Source organism: Sphingobium fontiphilum, from assembly GCF_014196635.1.
Taxonomy (GTDB): domain Bacteria; phylum Pseudomonadota; class Alphaproteobacteria; order Sphingomonadales; family Sphingomonadaceae; genus Sphingobium; species Sphingobium fontiphilum.
Genome location: NZ_JACIEB010000003.1, coordinates 273326 through 287661, shown reverse-complemented (window position 1 = coordinate 287661; position 14336 = coordinate 273326). Strand labels below are relative to the sequence as shown.

Annotated in this window: 14 protein-coding genes; 7 read left to right on the top strand and 7 right to left on the bottom strand. The window is 66.6% G+C overall.

Going from position 1 to position 14336, the window contains the following annotated elements; all coding sequences use genetic code 11:
- Positions 1–22 precede the first annotated feature (22 nt).
- The gene (gene hisC, locus GGR44_RS08470) at positions 23–1120 is read left to right on the top strand and encodes a histidinol-phosphate transaminase (RefSeq protein ID WP_183955127.1); all 1098 of its coding nucleotides are present in this window, start codon (positions 23–25) and stop codon (positions 1118–1120) included.
- A gap of 5 nt (positions 1121–1125) precedes the next feature.
- A complete protein-coding gene (locus GGR44_RS08465; RefSeq protein ID WP_183955126.1) occupies positions 1126–2034 on the top strand; it encodes a prephenate/arogenate dehydrogenase family protein in 909 nt (302 codons plus the stop codon).
- Between the two features lie 12 nt (positions 2035–2046).
- Here the strand turns inward: GGR44_RS08465 and GGR44_RS08460 are convergent, their stop codons facing one another.
- From GGR44_RS08460 to ftsE, 4 genes are read right to left on the bottom strand one after another with little or no spacing between them, the layout of a single operon-like run.
- Entirely contained in the window at positions 2047–2736 is a 690-nt protein-coding gene (locus tag GGR44_RS08460; RefSeq protein WP_183955125.1) for a lysophospholipid acyltransferase family protein, read from the bottom strand.
- Between the two features lie 3 nt (positions 2737–2739).
- Entirely contained in the window at positions 2740–3270 is a 531-nt protein-coding gene (locus tag GGR44_RS08455; protein ID WP_183955124.1) for a YdcF family protein, read from the bottom strand.
- Complete coding sequence (locus GGR44_RS08450) at positions 3267–4169, bottom strand: cell division protein FtsX (RefSeq protein ID WP_183955123.1); 903 nt, start codon at positions 4167–4169, stop codon at positions 3267–3269. The genes GGR44_RS08455 and GGR44_RS08450 overlap by 4 nt, the downstream gene beginning before the upstream one ends.
- On the bottom strand, positions 4169–4879 hold the full coding sequence (gene ftsE / locus GGR44_RS08445) for a cell division ATP-binding protein FtsE (protein ID WP_183955122.1): 711 nt from the start codon (positions 4877–4879) through the stop codon (positions 4169–4171). Before ftsE ends, GGR44_RS08450 begins: the two co-directional genes overlap by 1 nt.
- A gap of 119 nt (positions 4880–4998) precedes the next feature.
- Here ftsE and GGR44_RS08440 point away from each other — a divergent pair, with 119 nt between their 5' ends.
- From GGR44_RS08440 to GGR44_RS08430, 3 genes are read left to right on the top strand one after another with little or no spacing between them, the layout of a single operon-like run.
- The gene (locus GGR44_RS08440; protein ID WP_183955121.1) at positions 4999–5814 is read left to right on the top strand and encodes a zinc-ribbon domain-containing protein; all 816 of its coding nucleotides are present in this window, start codon (positions 4999–5001) and stop codon (positions 5812–5814) included.
- A gap of 51 nt (positions 5815–5865) precedes the next feature.
- Positions 5866–6981, top strand: a complete 1116-nt coding sequence (locus tag GGR44_RS08435) for a DUF47 family protein (RefSeq protein ID WP_183955120.1) — start codon at positions 5866–5868, stop codon at positions 6979–6981.
- 3 nt (positions 6982–6984) lie between these two features.
- Positions 6985–7983, top strand: coding sequence for an inorganic phosphate transporter (locus GGR44_RS08430; protein WP_183955119.1), 999 nt, complete (start codon positions 6985–6987; stop codon positions 7981–7983).
- Positions 7984–8042: 59 nt separating this feature from the next.
- Here the strand turns inward: GGR44_RS08430 and GGR44_RS08425 are convergent, their stop codons facing one another.
- Complete coding sequence (locus GGR44_RS08425) at positions 8043–8216, bottom strand: hypothetical protein (protein ID WP_183955118.1); 174 nt, start codon at positions 8214–8216, stop codon at positions 8043–8045.
- Positions 8217–8343: 127 nt separating this feature from the next.
- Between GGR44_RS08425 and GGR44_RS08420 the strand changes: the two genes are divergently transcribed.
- Both GGR44_RS08420 and GGR44_RS08415 read left to right on the top strand, forming a co-directional pair.
- Complete coding sequence (locus tag GGR44_RS08420) at positions 8344–9753, top strand: helix-turn-helix domain-containing protein (protein ID WP_183955117.1); 1410 nt, start codon at positions 8344–8346, stop codon at positions 9751–9753.
- Between the two features lie 49 nt (positions 9754–9802).
- Positions 9803–10654, top strand: a complete 852-nt coding sequence (locus tag GGR44_RS08415; protein WP_183955116.1) for a D-amino-acid transaminase — start codon at positions 9803–9805, stop codon at positions 10652–10654.
- On the opposite strand, the gene GGR44_RS08410 is transcribed toward GGR44_RS08415, so the two are convergent.
- Together GGR44_RS08410 and GGR44_RS08405 are read right to left on the bottom strand one after the other, a co-directional pair.
- Complete coding sequence (locus GGR44_RS08410) at positions 10651–11997, bottom strand: alkaline phosphatase family protein (RefSeq protein ID WP_183955115.1); 1347 nt, start codon at positions 11995–11997, stop codon at positions 10651–10653. The genes GGR44_RS08415 and GGR44_RS08410 overlap by 4 nt on opposite strands.
- Before the next feature lie 2 nt (positions 11998–11999).
- A complete protein-coding gene (locus tag GGR44_RS08405) occupies positions 12000–14270 on the bottom strand; it encodes a TonB-dependent receptor (protein WP_183955114.1) in 2271 nt (756 codons plus the stop codon).
- Between the last annotated feature and the right edge of the window lie 66 nt (positions 14271–14336).

Here is a 14336-nt window from a genome sequence, read left to right as displayed (position 1 = left end):
GGGAGGCCGCTAAAGCGCGGGGATGACCAGACCCGTTCCCAAGGATTGGATATTGGGCATTTCGCCCTATGTCCCCGGCAAGTCCGCCGCCGATGACGGCCGCCCGCTCGTCAAGCTGTCCGCCAATGAAAATCCGCTGGGCTCCAGCCCGCTGGCGCGCGCGGCCTTCGTGGCGGCGGCCGCCGACCTCGCCACCTATCCCGACCCGTCGGCCACCGCCCTGCGCAAAGCGATCGCGGCCGCGCATGATCTCGATCCCGCGCGCGTCATCTATGGCACCGGGTCGGACGAATTGCTGCACATTGCGGCGAGCGCCTATGCCGGGCCGGGGGACGAGATTCTCTATGTCCGTTATGGCTTTGCCGTCTACGACATCGCCGCGCGACGCGTGGGGGCCACCCCGGTGATCGCGCCCGACGCCGATTTTGCGACCGATGTGGACGCGCTGCTCGCCTGCGTGACCGAGCGGACGAAGGTCGTCTTCCTCGCCAATCCCAATAATCCCACCGGCACGATGACGTCGCGGGAAGATATCGCCCGGCTCCATGCGGGCCTGCGCCCCGACATTTTGTTCGTGCTGGATCAGGCTTATGCCGAATATCTGGATGCGGGCGAGGATGATGGCGGGCTGGAGCTTGCCCGCAGCGCGCCCAATGTGCTCGTGACCCGCACTTTCTCCAAGATTTTCGGCCTTGCCGCCGAACGCATCGGTTGGGGCTATGCCAGCGCCGAGGTGATCGACGCGCTGCACCGCATCCGCGCGCCGTTCAACGTCACCACCGTGGGCCAGGCGGCGGCCATCGCCGCCACGGCCGACAGCGAATGGGTGGAACAGAGCCGCGTCCATAATCGCCAGTGGCGCGAATGGCTGGCGAGTGAAATCGCCGCGCTTGCCAACCACGGCCTGCGCGCGGTGCCGAGCAAGGCCAATTTCCTGCTGGTTCTGTTCGACGGCGCTCTGACCGCCGAGGCGGCGATGAAGGGCCTGTGGGACGAAGGCTTCGCCACCCGCTGGCTGCCGGGGCAGGGGCTGCCCAACGGCCTGCGCATCACCATCGGGACGGAGGCGCAGATGCGCGCCGTCGCCGCGAAACTGCGCGCCATGGCGGAAGCCGCCTGAACGCCATGCTGCCTTTCGCGCGCGTCGCCATCATCGGCCTTGGCCTCATTGGCTCCTCGCTGGCCCGCGCCATCCGCGAAGCCATGCCCACGGTGCGCGTCACCGGCTATGACGCCGACCCGGACGTGCGCGCCGTCGCCCGCGCCATCGACCTGTGCGACGATGTGACCGATACGGCCGGCGCTTGCGTCACCGATGCGGAACTGGTCGTGCTGTGCGTTCCGGTGCGGGCGATGGGCGCGGCCGCCGCCGAAATCGCGGTCGACCTGCCCGACGAGGCGGTCATCAGCGATGTGGGGTCGTGCAAGGCCGATGTCCTGGCGCAGCTCACCGCCGTGCTGCCCGACCATCGCATCATTCCGGCGCATCCGGTCGCGGGCACCGAAAATAGCGGGCCGGAAGCGGGCTTCGCCAGGCTTTTCCGCCGACGCTGGTGCATCGTCACCCCGCCAGCGGGCGCGGATCCGGCGGCGGTGGAGCGTGTGGCGGAACTGTGGCGGCGCGTGGGCGCCGACGTCGAGATGATGGACCCGCAGCACCATGATCTGGTGCTGGCCGTCACCAGCCACCTGCCGCACCTCATCGCCTACACCATCGTCGGCACGGCCAGCGATCTGGAAGGCGTCACCCGGTCGGAAGTCATCAAATATTCGGCCGGCGGCTTTCGCGACTTTACCCGCATCGCCGCGTCGGACCCGACCATGTGGCGCGACGTGTTCCTGGCGAACAAAGACGCCGTGCTCGAAATGCTGCAACGCTTTTCGGAGGACTTGTCCGCCCTGCAACGGGCGATCCGCTGGAATGATGGCGACGCCTTGTTCAACCTCTTCACCCGCACCCGCGCCATCCGCCGGTCGATCGTCGAACAGGGGCAGGATGATCCGGCGCCGGACTTCGGCCGCCGCCACGACTGACGCTCAGGCGGCTCAGCTATTGAGCGCGTTGATCGCGGCGTGGACGCGGGCCTCGGCCTCCTTGCGGTCCAGCCCCGGCGGGATCGTTTCGCCCACACGATAGGTGATGGTGCCCGCCCGCTTGATGAAGCTGGCGCGCGGCGAAAAAAGCCCGCTGTTCACCGCGACCGGCACCACCGGCAGGCCCAGCAGCGAATAGAGCCCGGCAAAGCCCGCCTGCAAGGGCGGGCGCGATCCATGGGGCACGCGCGTCCCTTCGGCGAACAGGCATATGCCGCGCCCCTTGGCGGCCATTTCGCGCCCGGCTCTGCGCATCGCCCGCATGGCGCTGGCCCCGGCGGTGCGCTCCACCGGCAATATGCCATAGCGCCGCCCCAGTCGGCCCCAGACCGGAATGTCCAGCAGTTCGCGCTTGGCGAAGATGGCGGGGGAACTGAGCAAGGTGGGCAGGTCGATCGTCTCGAACATCGATTCATGCTTGAAGATGTAGAGATAGGGGCCGTCGGGCAACGTCCCTTCGATCCGGATTTTCTGACCCAGCAGCCAGCGCGCGCACAGCCGGTGCAGCCGCGACCACGCCGCCGCAATGCTGGTCACCGGGGGCCAGCCGATAACACTGGCGACCAGGCCGAAGGCAAGCAGGGGCACCGTCAGTCCATAGAAGAAAATGGCGAAGAGCAGGGAGCGCAGGAAGGTGATCATGGATCAGATGCCGATGAGGGCGGCGACACGCCGCAGCAGATATTTATTATATTCGCGCACCAGCACCGACAGGCTGGGGCGGCTCGCCACCGCGTCGTAGATGATGACCGTCGATGAAGGCAAGGCCTGCCGCAATTCCAGCGCGGCGCGGCGCATGTGCCAATCGGTGGTGATCAGGCGCACCGTCGCATAGTGGCGCTTTTCCAGCCAGCGCGCGGTTTCGATGGCGTTGGACCTGGTGTCGATCGCTTCGCGACCCAGCGTGATGCAGCAGGTGAAGAGCTTCATGTCGGCGCCATATTCGGCCGCCAGTTCGGCCGGGCGCACCGACCGGTCGACCCCGGAAATCAGCATCCGCCACGCCGCGCCGTCCTTCAGCAACGCCAGCCCCCGGTCGATCCGGCCCGCCCCGCCGGTCAGCACGACGATGGCGTCGGTCTGCCGCCCGTCCAGCGGCTGCGGCAGCAATATGGCGAACCAGGCGAAGCCCAGCATCCAGCCGAGCAGCAAAAGGGCGAGGGCGCGGACGATCATAACGCCCGGCCCAGTGCCCGCAGCACTGTCCAGCGCGCCGCCAGCGTGGCCAGCAAGACACCGCCGACCGGCAGCGCCAACAGCGCCAGCCATGCCGCCCAGGGCAGGCCGATGGCGGTCAGAAGATCGCTGCCGGTCGCCATCAGCCGCCCGCCCAGCGCCGCCAGCACGGCGGCTGCGCCAGCAAAGCCCAGCGCCCCGCCAAAGGCCGCGTCGAGAGCGATGCGCCGCTGGAACAGGCGGGCGATCTGCACATCGGTCGCGCCCATCAGGTGCAGCACCTCTATGGTCGGGCGATGGCTGTCATGCGCGCCGCGCGCCGCCAGCACGACAATCGCCGCTGTCGCAATGGCCATCAAGGCGACCAGCCCCGCCGCCAGCCAGCCCAACCCCGCCAGCAGCGCCGTCAGCGGCTCCAGATAGGCGGCATGGCCATCGACCCGTATAGCCTTGTCCAGCGCGGTCAGGCTCTGCCGGATGCGCGCGATCCGCGCGGCCTGATCGCCCGGCGCGACATCCACGTCGATCAGGGCCGGGATGGGCAGGTCGGCGTCGGCGGCGTCCGCGCCCAGCCATGGCGCAAGCTGCTCCGCCAGCTTTTCCGCAGCGACGGGGCGCACCGCGATCACATCGGAACTGGCGCGCAGGCTGGCGGCGATCTTCTGCGTCAGCGCCGCGCGCTTTTCCGCGTCGGCCTCGACAATCTGCACCGTCGCCCGCCCGGCCAGGTCCGCGCCCATCGACCGCACCGCCGCGCCGAGCGCGAGGCCCGCAGCGGCGGTGAGCACGGTCAGGAACATCATGATGGCGATGACCCAGGGCATCGGCCCCGCCAGCCGCCCCTGCGGCAACAACCGCTGGCGCGCTTCCCGCGCGGCCCGGCGATCCGCCCCGGCCATCAACCCATATCCTGCGAACGGGGCGGATAGCGCAGCGATCCGGTCGGGTCGGCCAGCCGTCCCTTGTCCAGCCGCATCATCTGCGCGCCCGCCACCTGGCTGATCAACGGCAGGTCGTGGGTGGCGACGACGATGGTCGTGCCCAGCCGATTGAGCGCCTCGAACAGGGTCATCAGCCGCTGCGCCATATCAGCGTCGACGTTGCCGGTGGGCTCGTCGGCGACCAGTATTTCGGGCCGCGCGATCACGGCGCGGGCGATGGCGACGCGCTGCTGCTCCCCGCCCGACAAGGTGGCGGGCCGCGCCTGCGCCCGGTCGGCCAGCCCCACCCAGTTCAGCATTTCGCTGACCGGCGCGTCGACATCGGCCTCCGCCATGCCCGACAGGCGCAGCGGCAGGGCGATATTGTCATAGGCGGACAGATGCGGGACCAGCCGGAAATCCTGAAAGACCACGCCGATGCGGCGGCGAAAGCCGGGCAATCTCTTTCGTGGAAGCGTCACCACATCCTCGCCGAACAGGCGGATGACGCCCCGGCTGGGCCGCTGCGCCAGATACAGCAATTTCAGCAGCGACGTCTTGCCCGCGCCCGACGCGCCGGTCAGGAAATAAAAGCCGCCGCCATGCAGGGAAAAGCTGACGTCGGACAGCGTTTCGCTGTCCAGCCCATATCGCAGACCGACATTCTCGAACTGGACGATGGTGGCCATGGCGGGGGCGTCGGCGCTCCTTGGAAATAAGCTGCGCAAGGCCATGGCACAGCGGGCGGGCAGGCGTAAAGCCCGCGCGCTCTCTTGCCCTTGAGTCCATGGCGTGACAAGGATGCGACATGATCCTGGTGTGCCCCAATTGCGCGACGCGCTACATCGTTCCCGATACGGCCGTGGGGCCGACCGGCAGGCAGGTGCGGTGCGCCGCCTGCAAGCATAGCTGGTTTCAGGAGGCGGCGATGGTCGCTGCCCATGCCCCGGAGCCGGTCGCTGCGCCAGAGGCCGCCCCACACCCGGCGCCGGTGGTCCCCCCGCATGTTGAACGGATGGAACCGGCCGGGCCAACCGCCACGCCCGCGCCCGTCGCGGTTCCCGCGCAGCCGGCGGAGCCGCAGGTCGAAGCGCCTGCGCCTGCCGCGGCCTATTTCAGCGATCTGGCGTCGGACGACACCGGCTATGTCGGGCCGGGGGAGGAGGCGCTGGCCGATCCCTATGCGCCGCCCGAAAAGATACGGCGCAACCCGGCGCGGCTGTGGACCTATGCCGCGATCATCTTTTGCCTCGTCGTCGGCGCTGCGGCTGGGGCGCTCTATTATTTCGGGCCGCCGGCCTGGGCGGTCAGCATGGGGCTGGTGCCCGATGAAGGCGATCCGGACCTGCTTTTCTATCTCTCCAAGCCGGCCGAGCGGCGGAAATTGCCCACCGGCGAGGAATATTTCGCCTTCGGCGCGCGCATCATGAACAGCGGGCAGCAGACATTGCCGGTGCCGCCGGTGCTGGTTCAGTTGCGCGACAGGCAGAACCGGCTGGTGTTCAGTTGGACCACGAAGGCGGACAAGGCGCGTCTCAAGCCCGGCGAGGAAGCCAGCATCAACGAAAGCCGCATCGACATTCCGAAAAATGCCGAAAATCTGTCGCTGACCTTCGTCAAATAGGGCGCTCGCTGCGCCGATTGCGCTTTGTGACGTTTTTGTTACAAGCGCGCCATGCGTCAGATCGCCGCCCTTCCCTATATGACCGATGCCGACGGGGCGATGCGCGTGCTGCTGATCACCTCGCGCGATACCCGGCGCTGGGTCATTCCCAAGGGCAACCGGATCAAGGGGCTGTCGGGCCATCGCGCCGCTGAACTCGAAGCGTTCGAGGAGGCGGGCATTCACGGCATCGCCTGTCCCGCGCCGCTCGGCCATTATCGCTATGACAAAAGGCGGCGGAAAGGCGGCGCGCGCGAGGCGACGGTTGACGTGTTCCCGCTCGCCGTAACCGGTCAACTGGCGCAATGGCCAGAACAGGGGCAGCGCGAACTGCGCTGGTTTTCGATCGACGAGGCGGCTGGCGCAGTCGACGAGCCGGACCTGCGCGGGCTGATCGCGGGTTTCCGCCGTCCGCCCCGCGATCCGGGGCATTTCGGCCGGATATTGCTGTGGTTACAGGATAAAAGAAGCGAAAGGATTGCGCCATTGCGCTGGTTTCACGCGCTGATGCCCAAGCAGGGGCGTTTCTTCGAACAGTTTGAGGACCATGCCGACAATCTGGTCGCGGGCGCCAACGCGCTGGCCCGGCTGCTGAAGGGCGGGCCGGACATGGCCGCCGACATCAGGGAGATTTCGGACCGCGAACATGAGGCGGACGACATCATCCGCGACGTGCTGCTCGACGTTCGCCGCATCTTCATCACCCCCTTTGACCGCAGCGCCATCACCGGCCTGATTGGCGCGATGGACGACGCCATCGACCAGATGAATCAGACCGCCAAGGCGATCCAGCTTTTCGAAGTCACGCAGTTCGACAGCCAGATGCAGGATATGAGCGCGCTGATCGTCGAATGCGCGCGGATCACGGCGGAGGCGATGCCCCTGCTGCGCTCGCTCAGCCTCAACGGTGCGCGGCTCCATGACCTGACCGAACGTCTGGTGAAGCTGGAGGGCCATGCCGACATATTGCACGAAGCGGGCCTCAAGGCGCTCTATCAGCGCGCGCGCCAGGGCAATCCCATGGATTTCGTCGTCGGCAACGCCATTTACGGGCATCTGGAAAAGGTGACCGACCGGTTCGAGGATGTCGCGAACGAGATTTCGGGCCTCGTCATCGATCACGCCTGACCCATGGAACCCATCGCCTTTCCGCTGCTGATCGCATTGATCGCGGTCGCGCTGGCCTTTGATTTTCTCAACGGCCTGCACGACGCCGCCAATTCCATCGCGACCATCGTGTCAACCCGCGTGCTCAAGCCCCAATATGCGGTGGCATGGGCCGCCTTCTTCAATTTCATCGCCTTTCTCTTCTTCGGGCTGCACGTCGCGGAAACGGTGGGGAAGGGGATTGTCGACGCCAACATCATCGACCCGGCGGTGATTTTCGGCGCGCTGATGGGGGCGATCAGTTGGAATCTCATCACCTGGGCGCTGGGCATTCCCTCGTCCAGCAGCCATGCGCTGATCGGCGGCCTGCTGGGCGCGGGCACGGCCAAGGCGGGACTGTCGGCCGTGGTGTGGAGCGGCGTGTTCAAGACCAGCGCCGCCATCATATTGTCGCCCGCCATCGGGCTGGTGCTGGCGCTGTTCCTGGTGCTGGTCGTCTCCTGGGCTTTCGCCCGGTCGACGCCCCAGTCGGCCGACCGCATTTTCCGGCGGCTCCAACTGGTTTCAGCCTCGCTCTATTCGCTCGGCCACGGCGGCAATGACGCGCAAAAGACCATGGGCATCATCGCCGTGCTGCTCTTTTCGCAAAGGATGCTGGGCGGGTCATTTCATGTCCCCTTCTGGGTCGTCATTTCCTGTCAGGCGGCGATGGGCATCGGCACCTTATTGGGCGGGTGGAAAATCGTGCACACCATGGGGTCAAAGATCACCCGGCTGACCCCGGCGCAGGGTTTCTGCGCGGAAACCGGGGGCGCGATCACGCTGTTCCTGGCGACGCATCTGGGCGTGCCGGTGTCTACGACCCATACGATCACCGGCGCTATCGTCGGCGTGGGCGCGTCGCGCCGCCTGTCGGCCGTGCGCTGGAACGTCGCGTCGAGCATCGTCGTCGCCTGGGTGGTGACATTGCCCGCCGCCGCCGCCATCGGCGCGCTCTTCTATGGCCTCACCCGCCTGTTCTGACGCAAAATAGGGCGCCCCTTGTTGGGGAGCGCCCTTTCATTGTCGTCCTGTTCGCCGGTTCAGGCGACGCGGCCGAGCCGGTGAAAGAGATTGGCGTATTTGACCGATTCCGGCTTGTCCTGCACCTCGCGCAGATAATGGGCGATGGCGGTGCGGATCAGGCTGAAATCCTCCTGGGAAAAGACCGCGCGCGACCGCGCGGGCTGGGGCGTCATGGTTCCGGTGTCGGTCATCGGGGGCATCCTCCAATTCGTTGATGCACCCCCTATGGCCTTTGCCGCCGGTGCGCGGAAGGGCGATGAGTGGCCGCAAGTCATGTTTGAAATTGTTCAGACTGTCATTTTATGACATTATGACCATATGGCAGATCCGACCGACCGCAAACTCTATCTCGGCCCGCGCCTGCGCGTGCTGCGCCGGGAACTGGGCATCAACCAGACGCGCATGGCCGAAGAACTGGGGGTGTCGCCCAGCTATCTCAACCATCTCGAGCGCAACCAGCGCCCGCTGACCGCGCAAATGCTGCTGCGCCTCGCCAACACCTATGACATCGACATTCGCGATTTCGTGGCCGGCGGCGGGCAGGGGGCGGCGAGCGAACTGATCGAGATCCTGTCCGACGCGCTGGTCCGCGACATCGGCATTGCCCGCGACGAAATGCTGGAGGTGGCGGAAAATTATCCCGGCGTGACCGAGGCCATCGGCCGGTTCTATCGCGCCCTCACCGATTTGCGGCGCATGCCCGACCGGCTGCAATCGGTCGGCCGCGACGTTCCCGAGCCGCTCGACTGGCTGCGCGCGATGATCGCCGAGCGCGGCAATCATTTCGCCGAAATCGACGCCGCCGCCGAAGCCATAGCGCAGGAATTGCCCGAAGACCCCGCCCTGCTGGCCGCCGCCCTGCGCCAGCGGCTCAAGGACCGCCATGGCATGAGCGTGCAGGTCGCGCCCGAAAAGCTGCTGGCGGACAGCCTGCGCCATTATGACATGCACCGCCGACGGCTGTTGCTGCACGAACGGCTGCCGTCATCGGGCCGCCTGTTCGCCATCGCCTATCACTTGTGCGCGCAGGAACTGGCGGACAGCATTGCGGGCGCCGTCGCCCGCGCCGCGCCGCCGGACGAGGACAGCCGGCGCCTCGCCGCCATCGCGCTGACCAACCACGCCGCCGCCGCGCTCATCATGCCCTATGACCGGATCAGGCAGGCGGCCGAACAGACGCGTTACGATCTGCCGCTGCTCATGGCGCGCTTTGGCGTGTCGGCCGAGCAACTGGCCCATCGCCTGACCAGCCTCAACCGCACCGGTGCGCGCGGCGTGCCCTTCTTCATGGTGCGGATCGACCGGGCGGGGATCATCGCCAAGCGGTTCGACGGGGAGGCCTATCCCTTCGCCCGTTTCGGCGGCACCTGCCCCCGCTGGGACGCCCATGCCGCTTTCGCCACGCCCGGCGCGGTGCAGGCGCACCTGATCGAGACGCCCGACGACCGCCGTTTCGTGACGCTGGCCATCGCCCTGCCGCCCGACGCCGCATCGCAGGCGCGCGGCCGCGCCGTCATCGCGCTGGGCTGCGAAGCCAAACATGCCTCGCGCCTCGTCCATGCCGACGGGCTGGACCCGGAACGCGGCGACGCAGTGACGGTCGGCCCCACCTGCGCCCTGTGCGAACGGCGCGCCTGCCCCGACCGCGCCTTGCCGCCCGTCACCCGCTCGATCGACCTGCACAGCTATGAACGATCAGCCACGCCCTGGCCATTCCGGCGGGTTTAGGCAGCATTCCGCTTGACCGCGCCCGTCGGCCGGGCAAAGTCGCGGGTCTATGAACATTGCCTATCTGAACGGCGCTTTCCTGCCGCTCGCCGACGCCCGCATTTCCGTTCTGGATCGCGGTTTCCTGTTCGCCGAGGCGATCTATGAGGTCGCGGCGGTGATCGACGGGCGGCTGATCGACAGCGCGTCGCATCTGGCGCGGCTGGAACGCTCGGTCGCCGCCATCGATCTGCCCCTGCCGCTGCCCCCGGCACAGATCGAGGCGGCGCAGAAGGAACTGGTGCGCCGCAATGGCGTGACCCAGGGCCTCGTCTATCTTCAGGTGACGCGCGGCGCGGACATCACCCGCGATTTCCTGCCGCCCGAAGGGCTGGAGCCGACCTTGTTCATGTTCGTGCAGGACAAGGATTTCCTGAACGCGCCGGGCGCGCGCGACGGGATTGCGGTCGCCACCATGGCCGACCAGCGCTGGGCGCGGCGCGACATCAAGTCGACCGGCCTTCTGGCGCAGGTGATGGCGAAGCGCGCCGCCAGCGCAGCGGGGGCGCAGGAAGCCTGGATGGTCGAGGACGGTTTCGTGACCGAGGGGGCCTCCTCCACCGCCTTCATCCTGACCGACGAAGGGGTCGTGACGCGCCCCTATAGCCGACAGGTGCTGGCCGGGTGCACCGGCCTCGCCTTGACCGCGCTGGCGCAGGAAAGCGGCATCGCCATCGTTCGTCGTCCTTTCACCGTGGCGGAGGCGCTGGCCGCGCACGAAGCCTTCATCGCCAGCGCGTCGACCCTGTGCCAGTCGGTGGTGCGGATAGACGGCCAGAAGATCGGCGACGGCCGCCCCGGCCCGGTCGCGATGCGGCTGCGCGAACTCTATATCGACTTCGCGCGCCGCACCGCGGTTTAGGGCTTCAGCGAGAGCGGCGCGACTTCCGCGTCGGGCAGGGCGGCGCCCATGATCTTGGCCAGCGTCGGCGCGATGGCGCGCATGTCGATGACGCCCAGATCCTTGCCGGCCGGAACGCCCTTGCCCATCAGCATGAAGGTGGCGCGCAGATTGGCGGGGCCGGGGAAATAGCCGTGCATCCCCTTGACCGGCGCGGGACCGTTGAGCGCCGCGCCCGCGCCGCGATAAATGTCGGTCACCGTCCCAGCCTTCAGGTTGACATAGAAGCTGGCGTCGGGATTGCCGCCCAGGCGCGCGATTTCGGCGCGGTCGGCGACATGGTCGATGCCGTTCGCCGGATCGGCGGCCAGGCCGTCGAGCACGCCCCTGACCTTCGCGACCAGCGCCGCGTCGTCGGGCCGCGCCAGCATGATGGCGGCCGACCCGCCCGATAGCCAGGGCGTGGCCTCCCACTTCGCGATCTTGCCGTCCGGCCCGACGCCGATCAGCCCGGCGTCGATGAAGGCGCGATAGAGATTGACGAAGCGGTCGGTCGCTTCGAAGCCATGGTCGCTGGCCAGCGCGATCACCGCGTCGGGGTGCGCCGCCATTTCGGCCGCGACCAGATCGCCGACCAGCGCGTCGATCTTTTCCAGCGTCGCCCTGGACTCGGCGCTGTCGGGGCCGCTGGCATGTTCTTCATGGTCGAGCGCGGCGAAATAGACGGTCAGGAATTGCGGTTTGTGCGCGGCGATCATCGCGGTGGCGAAGCGGGCGCGGTTCTGGTCGGCGGGCAGGTCTTCATCGATGCCCTTGGCATAGGGTGCGCCGGTCGCCTTTTCGAGCTGCGCCCTCAGACCCGGCGTCGCCAGCGCGTCTATCAGCTTGGCGTCGTCGCCATGGCCTGTGCGCCAGATTTGCGGCAGGTTCCAGGTCACGTCCTTCGCCGCGACGCTGACCGGCCAGTGGACGTTGCCGGTGGACAGGCCGGCCTTCGCGGCGGCCTGCCAAAGGGTCGGAACCTTGATGTCCGAGGCATACCAATACCAGCCGCCCTGGTTGATCTGCATCGGATCGAAACTGTTGTTGCCCAATATGCCGTGGCGGGCCGGGGCCACGCCGGTGATCAGCGTCGTGTGGCTGGGATAGGTCAGCGTCGGCAGCACGCCCGTGACGCCGGAGGCATAGGCCCCCTGCGTCACGAAACGGCTGAGATGGGGCAGGCGAAGGCCGCGCTTTTCCGCCTCGATCACGTCGCCGGGGCGCAGCCCGTCGATCGAGATGAGCAGCACCGGTTCGGCCAGCGCAGGCGCGGGCAGAACAGCGGCAAGGGCGAGCGAGGCGAGCAGCGCGGCCTTCGTCATGGTCAGAACCCCGCCTTGAGGGTTACGAAAAATTGCTGCGGCGCGCCGACCAGCAGCGTCTGGCGATCGCCGCTGTTGCCGGTGCCCGCCGAATTGATCGTGCCGATATAGTCCTTGTCGAACAGGTTGGATGCGTTGAGCTGAATCTCGAACTGCTTGTCCTGCGCGTCGCTCAGCCCGAAGCGATAGCCGATCGCCGCGTCGACGATCACACGGCCGGGCACCGACCGGTCGTTGAGATAGTTGAAATAGCGCTTCGACATATAATTGGCCCCGACCCGGCCAAAGAAGCTGCCGTCGTCATAGTTCAACTCGCCCTTGGCCATGTGCTTGGGCGCGTCGACCACGGTCTTGCCATCGAGCGCCGTCACATTGCCCGCGCCATCGACCACATCGTCGCGATAGGTCGCGTCGGTATAGGTGTAGGATGCGGTCAGGCTGAGCGCATTGGTGATCCGCCAGCTGCCTAGGGATTCAAAGCCGATCGAGCGGACTCCGCCGACATTCGCCAGCACCGACGGGCTGCCGATGATGTCCGGGCCGGACGCGATGCCGAGCAGGCGGTCGCGGAAGTTGACGAGATAGACGCCAACGACGCCGCTGAAGCTGGAAGAGTTGTAACGGGCGCCCAGTTCATAGGTATCCGACGTTTCCGGCTTGATCGTGTCCTTGATCGCGTCGAACCCGGCCTGAGTCGTGCCCCAGATGCTGCCGTTGACGGTCGGGAAGGCGCGGGTCGCCTGGCTGAAGCTGGCGAACAGTTCCACCTGGTCGCTGACAGTGAAGACCGCGCCGACGGCGGGCTGGAACCAGTCCTCGGTCTTGAACTTGCCGTCGGGGAAGTTGGCCTTGATAATCGCCTCGGCCCGGTTCTTGACCTGATAGCCCTTCCAGCCGATGTTCAGCTTCACCTGACCCAGGTCGATGTCGTCCTGCACCGAATATTCCACCGTGTCGGTGAAATAGTCGAACTCCCACTGGGTGAAGAAGGGGTTCTTGGGATAGTCGCGGAAGCTCAGGCCCGGCTCCGTGCGGCTGGCATAGGCATAGAAGCGGCGGGCCTGGTTGAACTTGTTATGCTCATACCAGCCGGTCACGGTGATCTTGTTGAAGGCGACGGTGAAGTCGGCCGATCCAAAGACGCCATAGCGGTTGATGTCATATTCGGTCGTGCGCACCGACATCGGCACGCCGTTCGGGCTGGGCGTATAGGGCGTGCCCCACAGGCCCATGCCTTCATTATGGTGATAATATCCCTTGATCGCGGCATGGGCATTCTCGCCGATCGGCGTCTTGTAGCCGATGGACGCCAGCGTGTCCTTGCGCAGGCCCGACGCGTCATAATAAGCGTCGTCGACGGTCTGGATATTGCCCGGATAGACGGTGCCGGCTGCGGCGTTGGACACAGGAGCGCCGGTTTCCCCGCGATTATTGCCGATATCGGCCAGCAGGATCGCCAGCGCATAGTCGCCAAACGTATTGTCGAAGCGGTAGCCGAGCCGATCAAGCATATCGAGCGACATGTCCTGATAATCCTGCTCGCGCCGGTCGGAATAGCTGAACCAGGCGTCGATCTGGCCTTCGCCCACCGGTATCACGCCCTTGGCGTTGACGATGTGCTGATCCTGCGTGCCTTCGCCCTTCCACTTGTCGGTCGCGCCATAGCCGTAGGAGATATAGCCCTTGAAGCCGTCCGGGCTGCCGACATTGACACGGACGAAACCGCGCCACGTCTCATCGCTGCCATAGGTGCCGTTCGCCTGAACGGCGAAATGATCGAGCGGGTCCATCGAGAAATATTCGACCGTGCCGCCCAGATTGTTGGTCGACTGGGTGTCGATCGCGCCGGCGCCCTGGCTGACGCGGACCGTGCCGATATTCTCCGAACTGATGGCGCGGCTGATGTGCAGGCCGTTATGGTTGCCATAGCTCATGTCGCCGAGCGGGATGCCGTCGAAATTGAAGCCGAGCTGGGCCTGGCTGAAGCTGCGGATGGTGACGCGGGTCGACCATTCATAGTTGCCGAATGGGTCCGACGCCTGGACATTGACGCTGGGCAGCTTTTCGATGGCCTTGATCGGGCTGGAGCCGGGCGTCAGCGCGACGATATCCCGCGCGGTGATTTCCTGGACCTGGCGCGTTTCGCCGCGGCCAAGGACGATGATGTCGGCGCCTTCAGCGGCGGCATCGGCGACAGGTGCGGTGTCCTGCGCAAAAGCGGGCGCGGCGGCCAGCGCCGTCGACGCCAGCAGCAAATGGGTGAAGAAACGCATGGTGAAAAGTCCCCCTTCGAAATTGAAGTGGGGCTGCCGATAGACCCGCTATGTTGCGCTGCAATG

What these genes read in the sequence shown, in the direction of transcription:
- GGR44_RS08455 (WP_183955124.1), bottom strand. Translation starts at nt 3,270, where the DNA reads ATGATCGTCCGCGCCCTCGCCCTTTTGCTGCTCGGCTGGATGCTGGGC.
- GGR44_RS08440 (WP_183955121.1), top strand. Translation starts at nt 4,999, where the DNA reads ATGATCCTGGTGTGCCCCAATTGCGCGACGCGCTACATCGTTCCCGAT.
- GGR44_RS08415 (WP_183955116.1), top strand. Translation starts at nt 9,803, where the DNA reads ATGAACATTGCCTATCTGAACGGCGCTTTCCTGCCGCTCGCCGACGCC.
- GGR44_RS08465 (WP_183955126.1), top strand. Translation starts at nt 1,126, where the DNA reads ATGCTGCCTTTCGCGCGCGTCGCCATCATCGGCCTTGGCCTCATTGGC.
- GGR44_RS08435 (WP_183955120.1), top strand. Translation starts at nt 5,866, where the DNA reads ATGCGTCAGATCGCCGCCCTTCCCTATATGACCGATGCCGACGGGGCG.
- GGR44_RS08425 (WP_183955118.1), bottom strand. Translation starts at nt 8,216, where the DNA reads ATGACCGACACCGGAACCATGACGCCCCAGCCCGCGCGGTCGCGCGCG.
- GGR44_RS08450 (WP_183955123.1), bottom strand. Translation starts at nt 4,169, where the DNA reads ATGGCCGGGGCGGATCGCCGGGCCGCGCGGGAAGCGCGCCAGCGGTTG.
- GGR44_RS08460 (WP_183955125.1), bottom strand. Translation starts at nt 2,736, where the DNA reads ATGATCACCTTCCTGCGCTCCCTGCTCTTCGCCATTTTCTTCTATGGA.
- hisC (WP_183955127.1), top strand. Translation starts at nt 23, where the DNA reads ATGACCAGACCCGTTCCCAAGGATTGGATATTGGGCATTTCGCCCTAT.
- ftsE (WP_183955122.1), bottom strand. Translation starts at nt 4,879, where the DNA reads ATGGCCACCATCGTCCAGTTCGAGAATGTCGGTCTGCGATATGGGCTG.
- GGR44_RS08410 (WP_183955115.1), bottom strand. Translation starts at nt 11,997, where the DNA reads ATGACGAAGGCCGCGCTGCTCGCCTCGCTCGCCCTTGCCGCTGTTCTG.
- GGR44_RS08420 (WP_183955117.1), top strand. Translation starts at nt 8,344, where the DNA reads ATGGCAGATCCGACCGACCGCAAACTCTATCTCGGCCCGCGCCTGCGC.
- GGR44_RS08430 (WP_183955119.1), top strand. Translation starts at nt 6,985, where the DNA reads ATGGAACCCATCGCCTTTCCGCTGCTGATCGCATTGATCGCGGTCGCG.
- GGR44_RS08405 (WP_183955114.1), bottom strand. Translation starts at nt 14,270, where the DNA reads ATGCGTTTCTTCACCCATTTGCTGCTGGCGTCGACGGCGCTGGCCGCC.